At 39.6% G+C, this 22539-nt stretch carries 22 protein-coding genes; 12 read left to right on the plus strand and 10 right to left on the minus strand.

Annotated features, from left to right (window positions below; translation table 11 throughout):
- Positions 1 to 122 precede the first annotated feature (122 nt).
- Positions 123 to 584: a pantetheine-phosphate adenylyltransferase gene (gene coaD, locus JWQ54_RS24880; RefSeq protein WP_299590458.1), complete on the minus strand. Its 462-nt coding sequence runs from the start codon at positions 582 to 584 to the stop codon at positions 123 to 125.
- 184 nt (positions 585 to 768) lie between these two features.
- Here coaD and JWQ54_RS24885 point away from each other — a divergent pair, with 184 nt between their 5' ends.
- From JWQ54_RS24885 to JWQ54_RS24900, 4 genes are read left to right on the plus strand one after another with little or no spacing between them, the layout of a single operon-like run.
- Positions 769 to 1665 (plus strand): UbiA prenyltransferase family protein, encoded by an 897-nt coding sequence (locus JWQ54_RS24885; protein ID WP_299590460.1) that lies wholly within the window; start codon positions 769 to 771, stop codon positions 1663 to 1665.
- A 38-nt stretch (positions 1666 to 1703) separates the two neighbouring features.
- Positions 1704 to 3041, plus strand: a complete 1338-nt coding sequence (locus JWQ54_RS24890) for an FAD-binding oxidoreductase (protein ID WP_299590462.1) — start codon at positions 1704 to 1706, stop codon at positions 3039 to 3041.
- A 6-nt stretch (positions 3042 to 3047) separates the two neighbouring features.
- On the plus strand, positions 3048 to 3779 hold the full coding sequence (locus tag JWQ54_RS24895; RefSeq protein ID WP_299590464.1) for an SDR family oxidoreductase: 732 nt from the start codon (positions 3048 to 3050) through the stop codon (positions 3777 to 3779).
- Complete coding sequence (locus tag JWQ54_RS24900; protein WP_299590466.1) at positions 3776 to 4369, plus strand: HAD family hydrolase; 594 nt, start codon at positions 3776 to 3778, stop codon at positions 4367 to 4369. Before JWQ54_RS24895 ends, JWQ54_RS24900 begins: the two co-directional genes overlap by 4 nt.
- 56 nt (positions 4370 to 4425) lie before the next feature.
- On the opposite strand, the gene JWQ54_RS24905 is transcribed toward JWQ54_RS24900, so the two are convergent.
- The 4 genes from JWQ54_RS24905 to JWQ54_RS24920 form a co-directional block, all read right to left on the minus strand.
- On the minus strand, positions 4426 to 6102 hold the full coding sequence (locus JWQ54_RS24905) for a hypothetical protein (protein WP_299590468.1): 1677 nt from the start codon (positions 6100 to 6102) through the stop codon (positions 4426 to 4428).
- Positions 6103 to 6172: 70 nt separating this feature from the next.
- On the minus strand, positions 6173 to 6706 hold the full coding sequence (gene rsmD / locus JWQ54_RS24910; RefSeq protein WP_299590470.1) for a 16S rRNA (guanine(966)-N(2))-methyltransferase RsmD: 534 nt from the start codon (positions 6704 to 6706) through the stop codon (positions 6173 to 6175).
- Entirely contained in the window at positions 6682 to 7491 is an 810-nt protein-coding gene (locus tag JWQ54_RS24915) for a DUF3822 family protein (RefSeq protein WP_299590472.1), read from the minus strand. Before JWQ54_RS24915 ends, rsmD begins: the two co-directional genes overlap by 25 nt.
- A gap of 91 nt (positions 7492 to 7582) precedes the next feature.
- A complete protein-coding gene (locus JWQ54_RS24920; RefSeq protein WP_299590474.1) occupies positions 7583 to 8815 on the minus strand; it encodes an acyltransferase family protein in 1233 nt (410 codons plus the stop codon).
- Positions 8816 to 9000: 185 nt separating this feature from the next.
- Between JWQ54_RS24920 and JWQ54_RS24925 the strand changes: the two genes are divergently transcribed.
- From JWQ54_RS24925 to JWQ54_RS24945, 5 genes are all read left to right on the plus strand, one after another.
- The gene (locus tag JWQ54_RS24925) at positions 9001 to 10416 is read left to right on the plus strand and encodes an ATP-dependent RecD-like DNA helicase (protein WP_299590476.1); all 1416 of its coding nucleotides are present in this window, start codon (positions 9001 to 9003) and stop codon (positions 10414 to 10416) included.
- 143 nt (positions 10417 to 10559) lie between these two features.
- Complete coding sequence (locus tag JWQ54_RS24930) at positions 10560 to 11456, plus strand: cation diffusion facilitator family transporter (RefSeq protein ID WP_299590478.1); 897 nt, start codon at positions 10560 to 10562, stop codon at positions 11454 to 11456.
- A gap of 234 nt (positions 11457 to 11690) precedes the next feature.
- Positions 11691 to 11849 carry a lmo0937 family membrane protein gene (locus tag JWQ54_RS24935; RefSeq protein ID WP_299590480.1) on the plus strand — a complete coding sequence of 53 codons (159 nt, stop codon included), beginning with the start codon at positions 11691 to 11693 and terminating at the stop codon, positions 11847 to 11849.
- A gap of 173 nt (positions 11850 to 12022) precedes the next feature.
- Positions 12023 to 13225 carry an FAD-binding oxidoreductase gene (locus tag JWQ54_RS24940; protein ID WP_299590481.1) on the plus strand — a complete coding sequence of 401 codons (1203 nt, stop codon included), beginning with the start codon at positions 12023 to 12025 and terminating at the stop codon, positions 13223 to 13225.
- Between the two features lie 349 nt (positions 13226 to 13574).
- Positions 13575 to 14144: an NADPH-dependent FMN reductase gene (locus JWQ54_RS24945; RefSeq protein ID WP_299590483.1), complete on the plus strand. Its 570-nt coding sequence runs from the start codon at positions 13575 to 13577 to the stop codon at positions 14142 to 14144.
- A 125-nt stretch (positions 14145 to 14269) separates the two neighbouring features.
- Here JWQ54_RS24945 and JWQ54_RS24950 read toward each other — a convergent pair whose 3' ends face one another.
- A complete protein-coding gene (locus tag JWQ54_RS24950; protein WP_299590485.1) occupies positions 14270 to 14992 on the minus strand; it encodes a DUF4397 domain-containing protein in 723 nt (240 codons plus the stop codon).
- A 230-nt stretch (positions 14993 to 15222) separates the two neighbouring features.
- Here JWQ54_RS24950 and JWQ54_RS24955 point away from each other — a divergent pair, with 230 nt between their 5' ends.
- Positions 15223 to 15768 (plus strand): ferritin-like domain-containing protein, encoded by a 546-nt coding sequence (locus JWQ54_RS24955; protein ID WP_299590487.1) that lies wholly within the window; start codon positions 15223 to 15225, stop codon positions 15766 to 15768.
- 74 nt (positions 15769 to 15842) lie between these two features.
- On the opposite strand, the gene JWQ54_RS24960 is transcribed toward JWQ54_RS24955, so the two are convergent.
- The 4 genes from JWQ54_RS24960 to JWQ54_RS24975 all read right to left on the minus strand — a co-directional run bounded on the left by JWQ54_RS24960 (position 15843) and on the right by JWQ54_RS24975 (position 18972).
- The gene (locus JWQ54_RS24960) at positions 15843 to 17402 is read right to left on the minus strand and encodes a M20/M25/M40 family metallo-hydrolase (RefSeq protein ID WP_299590489.1); all 1560 of its coding nucleotides are present in this window, start codon (positions 17400 to 17402) and stop codon (positions 15843 to 15845) included.
- 125 nt (positions 17403 to 17527) lie between these two features.
- The gene (locus tag JWQ54_RS24965; protein ID WP_299590491.1) at positions 17528 to 18142 is read right to left on the minus strand and encodes a DUF2238 domain-containing protein; all 615 of its coding nucleotides are present in this window, start codon (positions 18140 to 18142) and stop codon (positions 17528 to 17530) included.
- A gap of 138 nt (positions 18143 to 18280) precedes the next feature.
- A complete protein-coding gene (locus JWQ54_RS24970) occupies positions 18281 to 18481 on the minus strand; it encodes a hypothetical protein (protein WP_299590493.1) in 201 nt (66 codons plus the stop codon).
- Positions 18482 to 18573: 92 nt separating this feature from the next.
- A complete protein-coding gene (locus JWQ54_RS24975; protein WP_299590495.1) occupies positions 18574 to 18972 on the minus strand; it encodes a hypothetical protein in 399 nt (132 codons plus the stop codon).
- Positions 18973 to 19129: 157 nt separating this feature from the next.
- Between JWQ54_RS24975 and JWQ54_RS24980 the strand changes: the two genes are divergently transcribed.
- Both JWQ54_RS24980 and JWQ54_RS24985 read left to right on the plus strand, forming a co-directional pair.
- A complete protein-coding gene (locus tag JWQ54_RS24980; RefSeq protein WP_299590497.1) occupies positions 19130 to 20653 on the plus strand; it encodes an MFS transporter in 1524 nt (507 codons plus the stop codon).
- A gap of 112 nt (positions 20654 to 20765) precedes the next feature.
- A complete protein-coding gene (locus JWQ54_RS24985) occupies positions 20766 to 22481 on the plus strand; it encodes an IlvD/Edd family dehydratase (protein ID WP_299590499.1) in 1716 nt (571 codons plus the stop codon).
- Positions 22482 to 22539 lie beyond the last annotated feature (58 nt).

The following is a 22539-nucleotide window of genomic DNA, read 5'->3' on the forward strand; positions in this document are numbered from 1 at the left end:
GAATCAAGAGGTCAAGAGTTAAGACAGAAGCAAGAAATCAAGAGTCAGGAATCAAGATAGGAGGAAAGAAGATCTTATTCGAAAAATCTTGACTCTTGACTTCTTGATTCTTGACTCTTTTCTCACAAATACGCCAAAGCTTCCTTAGGGATAAACTGGCTTACATCGCCATTATAGCGCATAATTTCGCGCACAATGCTCGAACTGATAGATGAATACCCCGGTTTGCTTACAATAAAAATGCTTTCGATTTCCGGATCGAGGGAGTGATTCATCTGGGCTATTGCTTTTTCATATTCAAAATCCGAAACGGTACGGATCCCGCGGATCATATAGGCTGCACCTATACTTTTACAGAAATTTACGGTTAATCCCTCGTAAGCAACAATGTGGATCCGGTCATCGGCCTGGAATACTGCCCCTAGCATTTGCTCCCTTTTTTCGACGCTTAACAACCCTGCTTTAGTGCTGTTGACGCCAATTCCAATGTAAACCTTATCGAACAGGCTTACCGATCGTCTTACAATATCAACGTGGGCCTTGGTAACCGGATCAAATGATCCCGGAAAAAGAGCAATCTTCATTATAGCGGGTGTTTATAAAAACAAATTTATAAATCATTATCCAATATCATCAATTAATTACCAGGCAGGTTTACTAATTGATAAAGTTATTTCATACCCGGGGGATTTCGATAAATCAGTCAGCCTTATTTTATATTTGCAACTCTTAGCAGCAAAGGTTCGTAATAGGCTTAATTTATAACAAATGAAAGATTATATAAGGCTACTGCGACCAAAGGATTGGGCCAAAAACTTCTTCCTTTTTGTACCTTCATTTTTTGCGAAGCATATTTTTACTTCTTCAAAAGTTGAGTTGCTTTTAGCCGGTTTTGCTGCATTTTGTTGCATAGCAAGCAGCATTTATATAATTAATGATTATAGAGATATAGAAGATGACCGTAAACACCCGGCTAAATCAAAACGCCCCCTGGCCTCAGGCAAAGTTAAACCTGCGCACGCAATAATTATATGCGGGGGCCTTATTATAGCAGGATGTACCTTTGGTTATGTAGCTAATCCCGCACTAGAGTTTTTGTTTGTATTAGGAGCATATTTTTTCGTTAATCTTGCTTACTCATTTGGTTTAAAGAACATAGCTATTTTGGATATGCTTATTCTTGCATCCGGGTTTGTATTCAGGGTAAAAGGGGGCGCCATAATTACGCATACCGACAGTTCTGAATGGCTTATCATCATGACCTTTCTTTTAGCCTTGTTTATGGCGATTGGAAAGCGTAGGGACGATATTCTTTTAAAGGAAGTTTCCGGCACCGAAATGCGAAAATCAGTAAGCGGTTATAACCTCGAATTCTTAAATACTATGCTGGGACTTTTTAGCGCTATAATAATAGTAGCATATATTAGCTATACAGTTTCACCAAAAACAATTAACAGGCTGGGTACATACCGCCTGTATTATTCAAGTCTATTTGTAATAGCTGGTATAATGCGTTATATGCAGGTTGTTTTTGTAAAACAAAAGGCCGGCTCACCAACTGATATACTCTATAAAGACCGTTTTATACAGGTAACTATTTTATTATGGATAGTTAGCGTTTACATAATTTTGTATTTATTACCCAGTACACCAATTTTTAATTAATGACAATTTATAAGCTTCCAATTAAACAAACTATTTAGATGAAAAAATGGCTTGCCGGTTGGGGCAACTATCCGGTGATAGAAAGTAACGAGGAAAGCTTTGTATTTACAGATCAGCTGGATTCCTTAATTGCAAAAGATCAGCCTTTTATCCCGCGGGGGAATGGCCGCAGCTATGGCGATTCATCGCTTGGCGGAAGAACTATTTCGACGTTAAAATACGATAAGATTCTTTCCTTTGATGAAGGTAACGGTGTGTTTGAGTGCCAGCCCGGCATTATGCTTAGCCAGGTATTGGAAGTTATTGTGCCACAGGGTTGGTTTTTACCTGTTACCCCGGGTACTAAATTAATTACCATTGGCGGTGCGGTAGGCAGTAATATACACGGGAAAAACCACCGGAGAGATGGATGCTTCTCCAGGCATATTATTGATATGGATGTGAAACTTTCATCAAACGAGGTTATTACATGCTCTGCAGTTGAAAACGCCGATTTGTTTGAGGCCACCTGCGGTGGCATGGGCCTAACAGGTTTGGTGGTCCGTGTAAAGTTCAGGCTGAAAAAAATTAGTACCTCCTACATGAAACAAAAGCAAATTAAGGCTGGAGACCTTCATGAGCTGCTTTCGCTTTTTGACAAATACAAGGATTTTAGATATGCCGTAGCCTGGATTGACTGTCTTAAAAAAGGGGAGCACTTTGGACGCAGTATTTTGACCATTGGCGAGCATGCAGTTTTAAATGAGCTTAATGATAAGCAAAAGAAAAACCCGTTTCAGCTCCCTGCAAATAAGAAACTTACATTTCCTTTTAACCTGCCATCATGGGTATTGAATACGTTTACCGTAAAAGCCTTTAATTTTTTATACTATACAAAAAAATTAAAAAAAGAGATTGATTCAGTTGTTTTGTACGATCCTTTTTTTTACCCGCTTGATGCCATAAATAACTGGAACAGGATGTATGGCAAAAACGGTTTCGTTCAATACCAGTTTGTGCTGCCGCTTGAAGCTAAGCAGGGCCTGGTAGAAATACTCAACCGGATAAGCGATAAAGGCATGGGCTCGTTTCTTACCGTGCTGAAAGTGCTTGGCAGCAAGCAGGAAAGTATGATCTCTTTTTGCCGGGAAGGTTATACACTTGCGTTGGATTTTCCATTAAGGAAAGGCGTACTGGAGTTTTTGGATGAGCTTGATGAAGTAGTGCTTAAATATGGCGGACGACTTTATATAACCAAGGATGCCAGGATGAAACCGGGTATGCTGGCTAATTACCCTGAGCTGGAAAATTTTAAAAATATTATCAAAAAGTATAACCCGGATGGAAAGATCAGGTCTGCCCAGTCTGACCGTTTATTATTAACCAATATAAAATAATTATACATGGAAACCGTACTTGTACTGGGTGCAACATCTGATATTGGCATCGCGATAGCAAAAAAATTTGCAAGCGAAAACTACAATATACAATTAGCTGCAAGGAAGCCGGAACAACTAAAACCGTTAAAGAGTGATATTGAGATCCGCTATAAAGTTGCATGTACGATACATGAATTTGATGCGCTTCATTACCATACACACACGGATTTTTTTGAGAACTTAAACCCAAAACCTGATATAACCATGTCTGTTTTTGGGACGATGTATGAAGAAGAAGATGCATTTAATGAATGGAACCTTACCCAGATGATGATTGATGTAAATTACACCGGTGTTGTTTCTATATTAAATCTTGCAGCAAAATTTTATACCAGCCGGAAAAATGGAACTATTATCGGTATAAGTTCTGTGGCTGGCGACAGGGGCAGGGCGAGCAAGCTAATCTACGGAAGTTCAAAAGCTGCATTATCGGCCTACCTCGATGGATTACGAAATAAATGTTTTAAAGATAATGTACATGTAATGACAGTAAAACCTGGTTTTGTTTATACCAGGATGACTGAAAATATGCCACTACCTAAACCGCTTACATCAACACCCGATGAAGTTGCTGATATTGTTTATAATGCCTTTAAAAAGAAAAAAAATACTATTTATGTAAAATGGTTTTGGCGATATATAATGCTCATCATCAAAAACATTCCTGAGTTTCAATTTAAAAAAATGAAGCTGTGAAAAAAATAGCCTTTTTTGATTTCGATGGCACAATTACCAGCAAAGATACCTTGCTGGGGATGATCAAACACCAAAAAGGGAAAGCTGCTTTTTACAGCGGCTTTTTGCTGAATGCACCTTTTCTTGTTGCACTTAAATTAAAACTGATATCAAACCAGGCTGCAAAGGAGCGGATCCTTACTTATTTTTTTAAAGGAATGGATCTTAAGTTTTTCCAGCATGGTTGCGATCAATTTGTGGATGATATATTACCTTCAATTATACGCCCTGGTGCATTAGCGGAGATAAAGCGAATTAAGGAAGCTGGTTTTGAAGTTGTTGTGGTATCAGCCTCACCATTAAACTGGATAAAAAAGTGGAGCGATGCAACCGGCCTGGGTTTAATAGCAACCAAACTGCAAGTTGTTGATGAAAAGGTTACCGGTTATATTGATGGCATTAATAATAACGCAGATGAAAAAGCGGTAAGGATAAAAGCAGAATTCAATCTGTCGGAATATGATGAGATCTATTGCTATGGTGATTCAAGCGGCGATAAAGCTATGCTTGCGTTGGCAACCAAGGCATTCTATAAACCTTTCAGAAAATAAAACATCGCAGAGGCGCGATGCTTCGCGTCTTACGCCAGACAGGTTACCAACCTGTATCAAAGATTGTTTGCCATGATATCCGCCTTGTGGATCTCAAATGAGATCAGCGTAAAAGAATCATTTTTAAAGATCACTTTATCGTTAGCAAAGGCAGGGCTCTTATACTTTGCATAATCCCGGTTGGTTAGCAAAATCATACTTACTTTATAATCACTGAACAGTTTTATTGCACTTGCCGGTGTGGTTGAACTAAGATAGCTAAGCATTGTATCCCTGTCATTTTCGCGTTGGGTATAGCTGATATAAGGGTTGGAGAAATAGGTTTCAACCGATACCATTTTTATACCGGTAGGCATCACCGGAAAAAGGGATAATCCATGCTCGCAAAGAACCACATTATTTAGCGGCACGTTTTTTATAATGAAATCATATATCTCTATTTTATCCGTTTCATGTCCTTTGGCGATGGATTCCTGTCTTGCTTCTGAAAAATCGACACGCTTGCTGTAAATTGGGAAATAAACTATCGTATATAATAGCACTGCGCATATAAACAGATTGTTTGATAAAACAGGATTAAATTTCTTTTTATTATTAGCCACAATCCAGTTGATAATTAGCTGAAATAAAAAGATAAATCCAAATGCAAAGAAAATAGATTGCAGCGCCTTAAGGTAAAAAAAATAATGAAAGGCCGGAATAGTATCAGGCAGATGAATAATGTTAAGGCGATCAAGTGTAGGTACTACTGATTCATAGAGGTACATAAATACGGTAATCATCAGCCAGCTAAAAATTATCTGTCGGATAAGTGTATTTGTCTGTTTTTTATAGAACCATATCACACCAATTACGGCAATTAATAAGCTAAAGGTAATATTGGCTTTTAACAAAGCTCCGGAATCTTTTCTTTCAAATATCCCTGGTGCACATTCAAGAATGGCACGGTTAACAAAATGAAAATTATACTTGCCCCATACAAAATATAGGAAAGGAGACGCGCATATTAAAAAGGGAATCACCGTAACAATACCCTGTAATAAGTATGTTTTAATAGTCTTGTATTCTTTTTGCCTTATAGCAGCAATAATTTTTTGTGCTTGTAAGGAAACCAGGATTAAAATAATTAAAATGGTGGGCGCCGAATGCCCAAGGAAGGTAATTCCAATGGAAGCCCCGAGTAATAAAAACCAGCGCATTTGTTGTGTTGAATATGCCTGGTAGCAAAAAATAACATTTATGTAAAATAAGAACTGTACAAATGAATCGGAGATTAGCCAGGGCGAATAAGTGGCCGCCCCCCAGCAGGGCAAATTACCGGTTGCTAAAAACAAAAAAGATAACAATGCTGCCAACGCGGTTTTAAAATCAAACAATTTTAAAACCATTATAAAAAAAGCAATTGGGCCAAGTACATTTAAAAATGCACCTGCGCGTGCCACAACTATGTTAATGGGCAGGCTGGTAAGTTTTACAATTAATGTTTCGGTTAAAAAAAGCAGGGGGTTGTACCACATATACTGGCCTGTATAATTAGCATCCTGCCCATAATGACCATTTAGTGTGGTGCGGATATAGGCTATATCTCTGTCAAAATCGGGCTCACTAGCCCAGTGAAGATCGTGTATTGTTCTGTAACACTGCACAAAGGCAGCAAGTATCATAACAATGCAGGCTAACCAATACTTAGTATTATTTTTTAACTGCATGCTTTTTGTTGCGGCTTTAATCATTAGGGGGTATGATTTTAAGTTTCATTAATAAATGAAACTGTATACTGCTAATATCGCTTTTATGTTACGTTTAATTGCTGAAAAACGAAAAGGAGGAATGCCCATATTTTCGCTGCTCAACAAATGCAGGATGATTGCTTAAATTTTGCATAGATTGATGTTCAACGATCAGCATGCCGCCGGGCAACAGTAGTTTTTTATCAAATATGATCTTAGGGATCTCAGGAATCTTGTTCATATCATAAGGAGGGTCGGCAAATATAAGGTCAAACTGTTCTGTTTCTAGCTGCAGGTATTTAAAAACATCATCCTTAAAAGCTTTAATACTTGTTAAGCCATGCTGGCGGGCCGCATCTTTTAGATAATGCACGCAATGAATGCTGCGATCAACCGATATAACCTGTTCAGCGCCCCGCGAAGCAAATTCCATAGAAATATTGCCGGTACCGCTAAACAGATCAAGCACTTTAATGCCTTCAAACTCAATTTTATTTTGCAGGATATTGAACAGGGCTTCTTTAGCCATGTCGGTAGTAGGACGTACCGGTAAGTTTTTTGGCGGATTAAGCCTTAATCCCTTTAAGCTGCCTCCGATGATCCGCATAGTGATAAAGCGGCAAGAGCCAGAAATTTATGTGAAACCATTTGACCAGGCAGTTCAAGAACTTTTAAGCCGTTTAATTCAACTTTAGGAAAAAAGTAAGCCAGCCTGCTTAAGTTTTTGTCGCCGGCAGCAACGTCGCCGCTTACTACAAGGGTAATAAATTGGGGTTTTAACTTAAGCTCGTCGGTTACAAATGATGTAAAGTAAGCAAGTTCATCCTCATTCTTGAATTCAAAAGTATTATAAAAGCGTAACGCATTTAATGAAAAGTACAGAAATTGCACCTTGTCTTTAGAAACCTCGAGGTATAAATTGTTGTTCGGCGGGCTACTTTTGGCTATAGCTTTAATCCACCCTTTGGCAGTATAAACAGTATTCTGCAGCCCGAATTTTTCAACAGACGAAACCAGGCGCTCATCTGTTTTATAAATGATGGCATTTACGTCATCAAGTGTTTGGGCAAAAACTTTTTCGCTATCCTTAACATCCAAAAAACGCGCAAAGCCTGAAACCTTTTCTTCGCTGAATAAGCTGCCGGGAACCAGTGTTAACCCTGTTGCAGGCATACCGATGATCACCTTTTTATAGGTGGCTGATAACAGATCATTCAATGCCTTTGGTTGAACCAGTTCGTGCAGATCGCAGTTTTGTGCCGAAACAAGTAAGCTGGTATCATTAACAATTGCATAACTAAATGAAGTTGCCTCAATCTGTAATAATAATGTATAACTATAAGCCTGGTACAGGTTAAAGCTATTATCGGTATAATTGTTATTGTCGCTCATGCAGATAAGCAAAAGTAATTATTTTTTATGATTTGCTATCTGCAATATTAATAAGGATGTTGGTTTGGTTAAATACGTTAAAAACTTGTTTTTAAACCCTCACATCCTGTACCGCAGCTAACTGCCGGGCAAGTAGTTGTATATCATACTCTTTTACTAAGGTATCTGGCTGTTTCCGTTTCTTAAAATAACTCATTACAGCGGGCTGCAGCCAGCTTTCAAGGCCGTAAGCAATTATCATAATAATCGGTAAACTAACAAGGGCATAAATCAGCACATTATGAATTAATTTCGAAAAAATAAACAGGATAGTATAATGGCTAATGTATAGGGAATAGGAATATTTCCCCATAATGCTGCCCGATTTATTGATAAAATTTATTAACCTGTCTTTTACTTTTAATAAATCAATAAGGTATCCAAGCCCCATATAAACATAAGGGAAAGTACTGTATATTATAGCATTTGTTAAGGGCATGTAGCGTATTGTTAATGCGGCAATAACAAAAATTGTATGTGGTATTATTAAATAAATAATTTTGATTTTTTTGCCTGCGGGAGGGAGTTGAAGACAGTACCTGAAAAAGGGTATTGCAAATATCGAAAAGATGAAATACTTTAACGGATCATAGAAGTTGGCGGAAAATTGCATCCTCGAAATTAAGGGCAGGATGCCAAGTCCGAAAAGAACAGTGTATTTTTCCGCATAAAAATAATTCCGGTATTGATAAATATAATAGCCCACTATCCATACGGATGAAAATGCAAATACAGCTATAATATGGGTTAAAACATCGCGCTCAACCCTTAAAAAATAAAGCGGTATGGCAATAAGGGAAAGTATAAGCCAATAAAATATGGCCTTTTTTTGATAGCGGCCAATTGTTAGCGCAAACAGCACGTAAAAACCAACTTCAAATGACAGGGACCACACAGGAAGGTTGCTTTGGATGCTTGGAACAACATAACCCATATAATCTTTCATGGTACTAACCATAAAAAAATTACCCAGGATAACTTTTAGAGAAGGAAATGTGGTATTTGTAACATACAGTGCTATAAATGCTAATAACATACCTACAATAAACTGGGGATAGATCCGTATAAACCTGTTGCTTATAAATGCCCAGGTAGATTTCGGTTTTTTGGTTTCAGAAAGATTGATCACTAAACCCGAAAGCATAAAAAACATTATTAATGCATCGGTGCCCCAATATGCTGTAAGCCTGGTAGGATGACCTGTGGGGGCCAGGAAAGCCATGTGCCAACCCAAAATAAATACGGTTGAGATCCCCCTAAGGAATTCGAGGTAAATTTTTTTCATTATGATAGGGCATAAATCTGGTATGCTACGCTTTTGGTCTTAAGGTGTTTTTTACGAAAGGATGAATTTATTTGTTGTGTTATTTTTACGGCATTAGCGTGGACAATGGTATATGCTATTTAATGCGCTTACACCGTTCGATTATTTCTAAATTTATCGCCATTAAATAATCAATCCAATCAACAGTGTCAGACTACATCCAAAAAGCATTTCCGCATGAAGCTACGCCACAGCAAATAGAGTTGTTTGGCAAGTTGCATGAGTTTTTGCTGAGCGATAACGGCGATGAGTGTTTTATATTGAAGGGGTACGCAGGTACGGGTAAAACCACTATAGTAAGCGCATTGGTAAAGGCGTTGCGCAGCTACAACTTTAAATATATTTTACTGGCGCCAACCGGGCGTGCGGCAAAGGTAATCACAGCTTACTCAGGGCGAAAGGCTTTTACTATTCACAAAAAGATCTACCGTAAAAAATCAGCGGCTAATATTGATGAAGGGTTTTTGATTGGCGACAACCTTGCTGATAATACGTTGTTTATTGTTGATGAGGCCTCAATGATATCAGATGATATTGGTATAAACCATAAAGCATCATTACTTTACGATCTTATAAATTATACCTACAATACTAAAAATTGTAAACTAATGCTGGTTGGTGATACTGCCCAGTTGCCGCCCGTAGGGTCGGATGATAGTCCGGCATTGGATCCTAAATTAGTCAAAAATAAGTTTGGATTGGATGTATTTACATTTGAGCTTACCGATGTGCTGCGCCAGCAAAAAGATTCGGGAATTTTGTTTAATGTTACCCGGGTAAGAGATATAATCCGCAAGGGCAAGGAGAAAATGCCGCAAATAATTACTAAGGGCTATAAGGATGTATACCGCATGGGGGGTGATATGCTTGAGGAAGGGCTAAACTATGCCTATAACAAGTACGGTAACGATAATACGCTGATAATTTGCCGGTCGAACAAAAATGCAAATGCCTATAACAGGCAGATCCGTAACCGCATTTTATACCGTGAAGAAGAACTTACCGGCGGCGACCAGGTGATGGTGGTGAAAAATAATTACTTCTGGATGCAGGAAAAAGAAGAGAGCAGCACAGATTTTATTGCCAACGGGGACATTGCCCGTATAAAAAAGGTGCGCCGCTTTGAGGATATGTATGGTTTCCGTTTTGCCGATGTGCAGCTGGAGTTTATTGATTATGCCGAAGACCCTGTAATTGATTGTAAGATAATGATAGATACGCTTTATTCCGAAGCACCCGCATTAACCCCGGAGGATCAAAAGAAATTTTACCTGGAGGTAATGAAAGATTACGACCATATTCCTAACAAACGTGCCAAATGGAATGAGCTTAAACAAAATCCTTATTATAACGCGTTGCAAATAAAATTTGCCTATGCTATTACCTGTCACAAGGCCCAGGGCGGCCAGTGGGATGCCGTGTTTATTGATCAGGGCTATCTAACCGAAGAAATGGTAAATACCGACTTTCTCCGCTGGTTTTATACCGCCTGCACCCGGGCCGTAACTGAATTATATTTAGTAAATTTTAATAAGCAGTTTTTTGTAAAGGGGGAGGAGTAGTCATCCAATTTGTCATTCTCAACAAAGTGAAGAACTTTATAAGATAGGGTAACCAATTGACAGATCCTCTTTATGTTTGATGCAGAAGATTTTAGCCACAATCCATCCAACTAATTATCCAAAACCTTGTTATATTTAAAAGGATGAAATCGAGAATATTTATTTATATTTCTTTAGTTGCTGATCTGCTTATTGCGGCCTCAAAGTTTACAGCAGCAACATTTACCGGCAGTTCATCTATGATCTCCGAAGGGATCCACTCTGTAATTGATGCCATTAGTCAATTGTTATTAATATGGGGGGTAAAAAACAGCACACGCAAGGCTGATCCGAGCCGCCCGTTTGGCTATGGCAAGGAGCTATATTTCTGGTCGTTCATTGTATCGCTGATGATATTTGTTTTAGGGGGATGTGTTTCAGTTTACCAGGGAATCATCCGGGTAGAGCATCCGGTACTGGATGCTAACGAAGGGTGGGATTATAGTGTTTTAGGCATAGCTTTTATATTTACATCCATTACATTTTATTATGCATCTAAGGCATTTAACAGGCAGCGGGGAAAGGTTTCTTTTTGGAAGGCGGTAAAATTAACCAAAGACCCATCGACCATTATTGTGCTTTTAGGCGATGTGGCCGATATACTGGGGCTGATAGTAGCTTTTTTAGGCGTTTTTTTAGGACATTTGTACCATAATCCTTATTACGATAGCATAGCTTCTATAATAATAGGCCTTATATTAATTGCCATTTCCGGCCTGCTGGTGCGCGAAAGTAAAAGCCTGTTGCTGGGCGAGGCTACAAGTCGCAAAACCCTGCATAAGGTGATTATGATTACCCAGGCGGACGAAGCTGTGATAAAAGTGAAAAAGCATTTCAGCACTTATATGTCGCCCGAAGACATCTTACTGCAACTGAATACTGTTTTTAAAGACGGCCTTACCACCCGACAGATAACAGACGCCATTGAGCGCATCACTAAAACCATCCAGGATGAATTTCCAAAGATAAAGCAGATCTTTATTGAGCCAGTTAAAGGTTAGGTAATTTGTTATTGAGTTATAGACAGGAGTGGCTTAGACACTACTCCAGGGCAGCGAATTAAGTGTGAATCTTTCATTTAACATTAATCATAATGCTATTTTCTTTAACTGTTCCCGCCTCCTGTACAGTTTACCAAACAAATCTACTCTGCAAGAATATCATAAATGTTGAACAAAATTTTGGCACGATTTTTTAGTGATGGTTAATACATTTAACTAAAAAAAACAAAAGCTATGAGATCACTACTTTATATCATCGCAGTCATCCTGATAATAGGATGGGCGATAGGAGTATTTGCTTATTCAGCAACCGGTTTAATTCATGCCTTACTTGTAATTGCTATAATTGCATTTCTTATTGGGATTATCAGAAATCCGACAACAACTGTCTGATAAACTATTTAGTTATCTATATTTTAGTTGATAAAACGGGAGGGCGGCCGAAAGGCCGCCTTTATCATTTCATGACTTTTTCAATTGAATCCTAACCTTATTCACCTTCCAAAACAAACAAATCCCCCAATTTTACAGTATTAGTAAAGCAATTACGGTGAGTGCCCATATCAATGAATCTTTACGAACAAAATCCTTACTGGTTAATGAAAGATGGCATTGTTGCCTCTTACCCTTCGCTGGATAAGGATCTTGATATTGATGTAGCTATTATGGGAGCGGGCATCAGCGCGGCTCTAACGGCCTGGTACCTGCGAAACACCGGCCTGAAAGTTGCGGTGTTCGACAGGCGGCATGTAGGCATGGGCAGCACTGCGGCAAGTACAGCGTTTTTACAATATGAAATTGATACTTCTTTAACTGATCTTAGCAATTATGTGGGCGAAAAGAATGCCGTTAAAAGCTATGAACTATGTCGCAAAGCCATTTATGATATCGGCGACATTTGCAAAACGCTAAAACCTAAGTTCGATTTTAATTTGGTACCAAGCCTGCAATATGCCAGCTTTAAAAATCATACCAGTAAGCTGCAGCAGGAATATCAACTGCGTAAAAAATATGGCTTTAAAGTTGGCTGGCTGGAAGAGGCCGACATAAAAAATACCTTTGGGTTTGAAGCGCCTGGAGCTATATTCAGCGAAGATGGTGGCGAGGTAGATGCCTACCTGCTTGCCCATGCGCTGCTAAAAGACTTCCAGGCAAAGGGTAATAAGGTTTATAATAATACCCACATCACCCAGGTAGAAAACACCAAACATGGCATTATACTGCAAACTCATAGCAGGTTAAAAATAAAAGCCAAAAAGCTGGTGATAGCCTGCGGGTACGAAAGCCTGAAGTATGTACCTAAACAGATAGCCGAGATCCACTCCACCTATGCCATGGTTTCAGAGCCATTGGATGATAAATATTTTTGGCACCGCAATAGCCTTGTATGGGAAACGGCTACGCCTTACATGTATTTTCGTGTTGTTAGCGAAAACCGCATCCTGGTAGGCGGTCGTGACGATCCTAATCATCATCCGCATATAAAACCGTCACTTATCAGTAAAAAAGCTGAACAATTAACAAGTTCCTTCCTCAGAAAGATGCCACACATACCTTTAAAACCTGATTTTAGTTGGGCCGGGGCATTTGCCATTACCACGGATGGCTTGCCATATATAGGCAGTATCCCGGAAAGGCCAAACACTTATTTTGCGCTTGGCTTTGGGGGCAATGGTATAACCTTTAGTGTTATTGCAGCGGAGATATTAAAGGATTTGATCCAGGGGAAAAAGAATGAAAATGCGGCGCTGTTTGAGTTTAACCGATAGAACACGATTGAATTATTTTATAAGATTTACACGATAAAGATGTTTAATAATCTGTAAATCTTTATAATTCCTTAAATCGTGTTTTGTCAATTCCTTCACCTTATTCAAATTACTGTTAATAGGGCAGGTTTTTAACAGCTTTACAAAATAGGTAAGATTGGCTATCATCTAACTAAAAGCTTAACAAGGGCATAGGCATATTGTTATAAAATTGTTATAAAAGAAATTATAATTTGTAATCCTTCTGCAAATAATGCCATATGTTGTTGACATTGTGTAAATTTTATTCCGATTTTAATTATATGTTTAAACATATAATATATTTGTGCTTGTAATCAAAAAAAGTAAAATGTACAAGCTTAAAATAATATCGTCAACTGTAAGGCCCGGACGTAAAGGGCCGATTGTTGCAAAATGGATAACAGAAACAGCACAAAATCATGGCTTTGAAGTTGAACTGCTTGACCTTGGTGAAATTAATCTGCCGTTGATGAACGAGGCTGTTCACCCAATTATGCGTCAGTATGAACATGACCATAGTAAGCAATGGAGCGCAAAAATTGAAGAAGCCGATGCTTTTATTTTTGTTACTGCAGAGTATGATTACAGTTACCCGGCATCATTAAAAAATGCTTTGGAATACCTTGTACATGAGTGGGCATACAAGCCTGCCGGAATTGTTAGCTACAGTGCAGGACCATTTGCCGGTGTAAGGGCAGTTATGAGCCTTAAATCTGATCTGCTTTCACTTAAAACAGTTTCACTTGGCGAAATGGTAAACATCCCGATGCTGCACCAGTTCATTAACGATGAAAACCAATTTGTGGCCGATGAAAAACTGAATACAGCAACAACACTCATGTTTAACCAGCTATTACGCTGGACAAAAGGTATGAAAGCAATAAAAGAGGATAAGTAAGGAAAAGTCCAAAGTCCATGGTCGATAGTCCATAGTGAATGGCAGAGCGTATGTTATTGTTAAAACAAAGAAACCCGCCTTTTTAAGGACGGGTTCTTTAAATAAGTAAAAATTTCCTGCCTGTTTTAATTATAAGAAGGGTGTGCATTGATAATTAAATCGGCCGTTAATTTGGTAGCATCTGTGGCAGCAGCAAGGCCGCGGAAATAAACAGTGTATACAAAGCCGTTATTTAAGGAAACATTAGGTAAAGTAGTCAGCACGGTAGCTGTTCCGGTTTTCCTAATCTCAAGAGTATAAGATTTTCCCACAAGTGGCTTAAAAGATGAGAATCCCTTAAAAGTTTTGTTTGCCACTAATACAGCGCCGTCTTTTACAGCAAGGTCGACAGCAGGTGCATCAGGGCTTAAATTAACAAAACGCAAACTGGCATTTCCAGAAGTTGGCTGCGAAATTGAATCTGTAAGTAATAAAAGCTGCGGGGTACTTACTTTATTAACCAGGCATAAAGAATAAGCCACGTTTTGTTTTAGTGTTGCGGTATCGCTAACAACGGTTGAGCCTGCACCGTTGTTGGTAAACGCAAATGTTCTTTTGCCTGTATACGCTCTGAAGTAATCAATACTACTTCCAAAATTTAATGCATTTACATTTACCCTCTCGCCATTAATTAAAAAATTTAATGGCGGCTGTCCGGGAGAAGCCTGGATAACTGTTAATAATGCTACCGGCGGAGCAGGAGTGTCAGAACTGTGGTTTTTTAAGCATGACGACAACATAACGGATAGTATGCAAACAGCACTGATCCTTACTACTAAGTTTTTTGAAATGGTTTTAAAGTTTTTCATAATCTTATTCACAAATAATTTATAATAGCCATTACGGACGGAAAATTGATAGCGCTACACCAAGATTAAAAAAAATTGAATTTTATAGCTTATACTAATGCAGAGTTAATATAGTTGTTTATATTTCTGTTATTATGTTTTAAATAGAAAAATAATATATTAAAAGTTAAAACAAGGGAGGTTGTTTTTGGTTGTTTAAGAACACAAATATCCATTTAAAAATAAATAACATGGTAACTAAAACATCAAACTCAAAACCTGCCGGTTTAACCGGTAAAATGGAAGACTCAGAATTTCACAAATTCTTTGTTGACGAATTGAAAGATATTTACTGGGCCGAAAAACACCTGGTAAAAGCTTTACCAAAAATGCAGAAGGCAGCAACCAGCAGTGATCTTGCGGCGGCATTTCAAAAGCATACTGGCGAAACCCAAACGCACATTGAAACGCTTGAACAGGTATTTTCTTTGCTGGATGAAAAAGCAGTAGCAAAAAAATGTGATGCTATGGAAGGTCTGCTTACTGAAGCAGCCAGCATATTAGAAGATACTGAAAAAGGCACACACACACGGGATGCAGGTTTGATACTTGCCGCCCAAAAGGTTGAGCATTATGAAATAGCTGCCTATGGCTCATTACGGACTTTTGCTAAAACAATGGGTCATACTGAAGTTGCCGATCTGCTGCAGCAAACCCTTGATAATGAAAAAGCAACTGATGTAGCTTTAACCCAGGCCGCTGAAAGTATGGTGAACGAAGCCGCAGCAGCAGAATAAAAAATATATTGATACAAAGAAGCCGCCTCATGTTAATTTATAAGGCGGCTTCTGTTTGTTTTGATATTTAGATCTTACAACCCGTCAAATACAAATGTTCCTTTTTCCAGAGTTTTTCTCGGTAACATGTCTGTCCGGTTGCTGGCCTGGTACACAAATGATGCTACAATAATTGCAGCCTGTTTCAGATCTTCAATTTTCAGGTGATCGTAATTATCCATATTGCTGTGGTGCGTGCGAGTTTCATAATCAATAGGATCCTGTATAAATTGAAAACCCGGTATACCTGCCCAATCAAATGAAAGGTGATCTGTTGAGCCTGTATTTTTCAGTGTTACCGTACTTGCGCCAAGGTCAGCAAATGGTTTAAACCATTGCTCAAATATTGGCTTTATAGCCGTGTTATCCTGGGCAAAAATACCACGGATCTTTCCGGTTCCGTTATCAAGGTTAAAATATGCCGATACTTTGGCCTGCTCAGGTTTTAAAGCCAGGTCAGTTCCTCTGAAATGGTTTTTTACGTAACCGTATGATCCTAAAAGACCTTGCTCTTCACCGCCCCACAAAGCAATACGAATTGTGCGTTTAGGTTTTAGACCTAATGAATCAAGCAGTCTGACAGCTTCCAGCATTACTATACAACCTGCTCCGTTATCGGTAGCCCCGGTTGATGAAGCCCATGCATCCATGTGGCCGCCAAGCATTACCAGCTGTGCTTTTAGTTTAGGATCAGTTCCCGGTATTTCGCCAACAACATTATAACCTTTTATATCAGCGTCGTTAAATTTAGCTTTCACATTTAAGTTCAGCTCAACTTTGTGATCCGATTCAATAAGCCTTTTTATCCGTTGTGCATCTTCTGATGATATAGCTACTTTTACCATACTTTCGCTAGTATTGGTTTTATATCCCATAAGTCCCTGTACAAAAACGGTTCCGTTCCTGTTTTCAGCACCCGAAGTGATAATTGCCAAAGCACCTGATTTTTGAATTAATTGAGGAACCCTGTTAATGGTATTAAAATATTTAAGGTAACCCTCTAATACCTCCCGGCTAAGCATGTAAGTATCCTTCATATTAGCCAGCGCAGTATCTGATAAACGCTCTGCCGACGGTTTATAATCAGGCTCATAGCTTGGTGCGCTTCCAATTACCAAAACAAATTTACCTTTAAATTCGCTAGAGTGCTTAATTATATAAGCCGTATCCATGGCACTTGCCTGCGGCAGTACAACGACATCAGCATGGATCTCGCCTTTGGTATTGCCGCTCCATGGTTCAGGATATGCGGTTATTGATTGCGAGTAAGGTGCTTTTAGTGAGATGCTGAATTCTTCTATTTCCCATCCTTTACCAAAATCGCCCCATGGCTCCATGGCTGCATTTGCCATTCCCCATTTCTTCATGGTTTCAACAGCCCACATACCGGCTCTTTTATACCCTGGAGAATTGGTAAGCCTTGACCCCGAAACATCAGTAATATAATGTGCAATGGATGGAATGTGCGAATCTTTCATTTCGGCATTCCTTATTTTGGTAAATGCTGCTGTGTCAACAACTTCCTGTTGAGCATAAAGGCTTACGCTGGTCAGCATCAGCGCTGCAAAAACGGGTTTAAAGTAAAAGTGCTTCATTTTTGTTTTTTGATTTATCGGTCAGTTAATTATAGTTAAAACTATGAGTTTGCCTTTACAACTACAACTTTATTTAAAGCGGCTAATTTTAGAATAAGCATTCAGCTAAATGTTACAAACAGGAACTATGAATTTTGATTATGCTGAAACTCGCGGATCTTTTTGTCCTGTAATTTCGAGAAAAATAAAACCATGTAAATTGCGCCAATAGTTGCAAAAAGCATGTCGGATTGTGTATCCCAAACGTCGCCTTGCGTGCCTAAAAATGAATCGCCGGATGAGCCTGAAGCAACAGAAACAAACCATTCCAAAAATTCATAGCACATGCTGATACTCATACAAACAACTACTGTTAAAAACGGGACCCAGGTTTTCTTTTGGATGATATTTTGGCGGATATAGATCTCCCTGATTATCATTGCAGGTATAAACCCCTGGGCAAAATGGCCAAGCTTATCATAATTATTACGGCTTTGATGAAATATATCTTTTATCCAATCAAATAACGGCACCATAGCATAAGTATAATGCCCGCCTACAAATAATATGCTGCAATGGATCAATATAAAGCAATAGGTTAGATAGGTAAACCTAAAGCGCTTAAAGGTTATCAGCAATACTATAAACCCAATCATTGCCGGGAAAACCTCCAATATCCAGGTAAAATAATCATGTGGATTGATGGCAGAAACAACCAATCCGGTAAGGAAAAGAATGATAAGGATATAGTATTTTTTCATTCACTAATATGAATATTAAAATTGACGATAGAAATTTGATTTTTCTCTGTACCCTTTGCGTGTCCCCCTGGGAACTCCGCGGTAAAAAACAACCACGGAGTTCGTGAAGGAGAGATGGAGACACGGAATTTTGATATTTTAAAACTTCAGAATCTCTGTCTGACCTGTATTTTCTGCGTTTCCTTTTTCATTTTGTTCTGTTACTGATTCTATATCTGCAAATAATTTCCTGTCTTTACTTAATGTTGGGGCAACCCCAAATATACCTATGCCTGCTAACGCAAGCACTATAAAAAGGACTAAAGCACAAAGCCTTATCACCTTTTTGAGCTGTTTCATATGCTTGTTTTTAAAAATAACTGATGGTGCTGAATGTTCTTCAGCAGCTTAATAAATGGACTTTACCGCTAAGGCGGTTAAAAAGATGGGGATTACACTAAAGTGAAGGCAGGATCATCGCTTGTGTTTTGTGGAATGGTTTTATGCTGATAAAAAAAGCAGGTTTGCAGATTTCTAATATTACTGATGCAACGACTGGCTATTTGTATTTTTACCTGCCTGCTATGCAGCTCACTTAAATCAATGACTGATGTAACGAAAAATGAGAATGTGTTTACCCCGTTCTGAGTATGCCTTAAAGCCCTTTTATAAGTAATGCTTTTTACAACCCGGTTTTGGTTGATTTGCACCAATGTAGTTTGCAGGGCATTGGGCTTCTGTTGGGTTTGAACAACTAATCCCGAAAAAGTAAAAAAACTCAGTAGCAAAACAACGGCAAGCAACCATTTTGAAAATGGGTTTTGATAAATATATGTCCGGGTATTATTCATTCCAGCATAAAAGTACGAAGAATTAAATACGGTAAGAAATAATATAAAAGCTTATGCCTGATTATGGCTGCTTCCAGACTGGTTTTGTCATATTTTCCACCCTGTATTGGCATTCTTTCACCGTATATATCTAATTTACAGGTGATATTTTTGATAGATGCAAAAAGATGAATCATTGGCCGGAACTAAAGAATGGATGGCCCTTGCTGTGCTGGCTTTGCCCACTCTACTGGTGTCAATGGATACAACTGTGGTATATCTTGCCATTCCCTCCATCAGCTCGGCACTTAAACCTACCAGCTCGCAGCAGTTGTGGATCACCGACATTTATGGGTTCATCGAGGCTGGTTTACTAATCACCCTTGGATCTTTAGGCGACAGAATTGGCCGCCGCAAGCTGTTACTGATGGGGGCTGTAGCATTTGCTTTTGCATCAGCACTTGCGGCTTTTGCTAAGGACGCCAATCTGCTGATTGCTGCAAGAGCATTGTTAGGCATGGCAGGCGCAACCTTGCTTCCATCTACACTGTCTATGGTTCGCAATATGTTTCATAATGAGGCGCAGCGCGCATTTGCCATAGGGCTGTGGACAACCTGCTTTTCTACAGGTACAATGCTGGGCCCATTAGTTGGCGGGTTTTTATTAGGTCATTTTTGGTGGGGATCAGTGTTTTTGATGGGCGTGCCGGTTATGCTGTTGTTTTTAATACTGGGACCGTTATTGCTCCCTGAATTTAAGGATCCGGGGGGTGCAAAATTCGATCTTACAAGTGTTTTTTTACTGATAGCTTCTATTCTTCCTGTTACTTACGGAATAAAACAAATTGCCGAGCAAGGTATTGAACTGATATTTATGCTGCCCATTTTAGCCGGCGTTCTCTTCAGCATTGCCTTTTTACGAAGACAGCGAAGATTAACAGACCCGCTGATAAATTTAAGTCTTTTTAAAATCCCGCCTTTCAGGATAGCACTGGTTACTTTGCCGGTATCACTTTTTATGTGGGCGGGGATCTTCCTTTTTGTAAGCCAGTATCTGCAGTTGATACTGAATATGGATCCATTCACAGCGGGGTTATGGACCTTGCCCGCTGCAGTGGCCAGTACTATCAGCTGCGCATCTACACATGAATTAACAAAAGTTTGTCCTAAACCGGCACTTGTCATTATCGGATTAGTAACTATGGCGATAAGCCTTGTTGTACTTACGCAGATAAGTGGCACTTTGCCTGTCCTGATTATTGCCACCATTTTGCTATCGTTAGGCTGTGGTTTGGTTGTTACCCTTAGTACCAATATGGTTATGACGGCTGCACCACCCGAACGAGCCGGGGCAGCGGCAGGGATCTCAGAAACAAGTACTGCGCTGGGCGCATCATTCGGGATTGCACTGCTGGGCAGTATTGGTGTAGCTGTATACCGGTATCACCTGGCGGAATTAAAGGTTTACGGAATTCCGCAAACTGCAATTCATATCGCTCAAAATACTTTTGGAGCAGCAGTGCAGGCAGCCAAACAACTTAACGGTGAGCCAGGGCAAAAACTTATTAGCCTTACTAAAACTGCATTTTTACAATCGTTCCAGGTTACTGCAGGGGCGGCGGCAGTTGTAATGTTTATAATTGCTATTGTGGTTGGTGTAATGTTTCGGCAGTATGATAAACAGCAGCAAAGTAATCTTTAAGCATAATTACAGCGGCTATTCTTGTTAACGGCTTCATTTGATTCTTTGTTGAACATATCTATTGTCTATATAAAAAATATAACTTTGAGATTCATAAACCGAAAAATCAAAGATGAACGAAAAAAAACTGAGAAGCAGCGAATGGTTTGGCAGAACAGGCAAGGACGGCTTTATTTATCGTTCGTGGATGAAGAACCAGGGGATCCCGGCACATGAGTTTAAGGGTAAGCCTGTTATTGGCATTTGCAATACATGGTCGGAATTAACCCCGTGCAATGCACATTTCAGAGAACTGGCAGAATCTGTTAAACATGGCATTTATGAGGCAGGCGGTTTCCCGGTTGAGTTCCCGGTAATGTCATTAGGCGAAACACTTATTAAGCCTACCGCTATGCTTTACCGTAACCTGGTGAGCATGGATGTGGAGGAATCTATCAGGGCTAACCCGCTCGACGGGGTAGTGCTGCTGTGCGGTTGTGATAAAACAACTCCATCATTAATCATGGGGGCCTGCAGTGTAAACATCCCAACTATTGTTGTTTCGGGTGGTGCTATGCTTACGGGTAAATACCAGGGAAGGGATATAGGTACATCTGATGTATGGCGCTTTTCGGAAGCACAGCGATCAGGTAGAATGACGGAAGAGGAAATGAATGTTGCCGAAGCCTGCATGTCGCGCAGCAGAGGGCATTGTGCAGTAATGGGCACAGCCTCAACGATGGCGGTAATGACGGAGGCTTTGGGTCTTTCCTTACCCGAAAATGCCGCTATTCCTGCAGCTGATTCCCGCAGGAAGGTGTTAGCGCATCTGTCAGGTATGCGGATAGTGGATATGGTTAGGGAAGATTTGAAATTGTCGGACATCCTTACCCTGCAAGCGTTTGAAAACGCGATACTCACCAATGCTGCTATTGGCGGTTCAACCAATTTTATTATTCATTTACTGGCAATAGCCGGCAGGATAGGTGTTAAGCTTGCGATTGACGATTTTGATACTACAGCTAAAGGAATTCCGCTGCTTGCTAATTTGCAGCCATCCGGTAAGTATTTTATGGAAGATCTTTATTATGCCGGGGGAATTCCCGCTGTAATGAAGGAGTTGGATAGCTTGTTAAACAGGGAAACCATTGCTGTAAGCGGTAAGCCGATAGCAGATAACTATTTGAATAGCGAGTGCTTTAACCGCGACGTAATAGCTACTGTAAAAGAACCATTTAACCAGGCCGCAGGCATCACGGTTTTGAAAGGGAATTTATGCGAAAATGGCGCGGTAATCAAACCGTCCGCAGCAAACACAATATTGATGCAGCACAGCGGCAAAGCCATAGTGTTTGAAAATATTGAAGATTATAAAGCAAGGATAGACGACCCTTTACTTGATGTTGACGAAAACAGCGTATTGGTACTTAAAAATGTAGGGCCTAAAGGTTATCCCGGCATGCCTGAAGTGGGCAATATGGCCATCCCCAAAAAGCTGCTTGAAAAAGGGGTAACGGACATGGTGCGGATCTCGGATGGAAGAATGAGCGGAACAGGTTTTGGCACCGTTGTTCTTCATGTTTCGCCGGAAGCTGCCGCAGGTGGTAATATTTCAATTGTACAGGATGGCGATTTGATCTGCCTTGATGTATTTAATAAAACTTTGCATATTGAACTATCGGATGCGGAAATAGCTGAGAGGAAAAAGCAGTTACCACCTGTTCAGCCCTTAACAAATCGAGGGTACACCTGGTTATACCAGCAAAATGTGGAGCAAGCGCATTTGGGGGCCGATTTTGGGTTTTTAAAAGGCGGCAGCGGCAGCGGGGTTTTACGAGATTCGCACTGAGGGAAAGAGTCAAGAGGTTAAGAGTCAAGAATCAAGAGTTAGAATAAAAGGAGTTCAA

Source organism: Mucilaginibacter sp. (assembly GCF_028288225.1).
In the GTDB taxonomy this organism is placed as follows: Bacteria; Bacteroidota; Bacteroidia; order Sphingobacteriales; family Sphingobacteriaceae; genus Mucilaginibacter.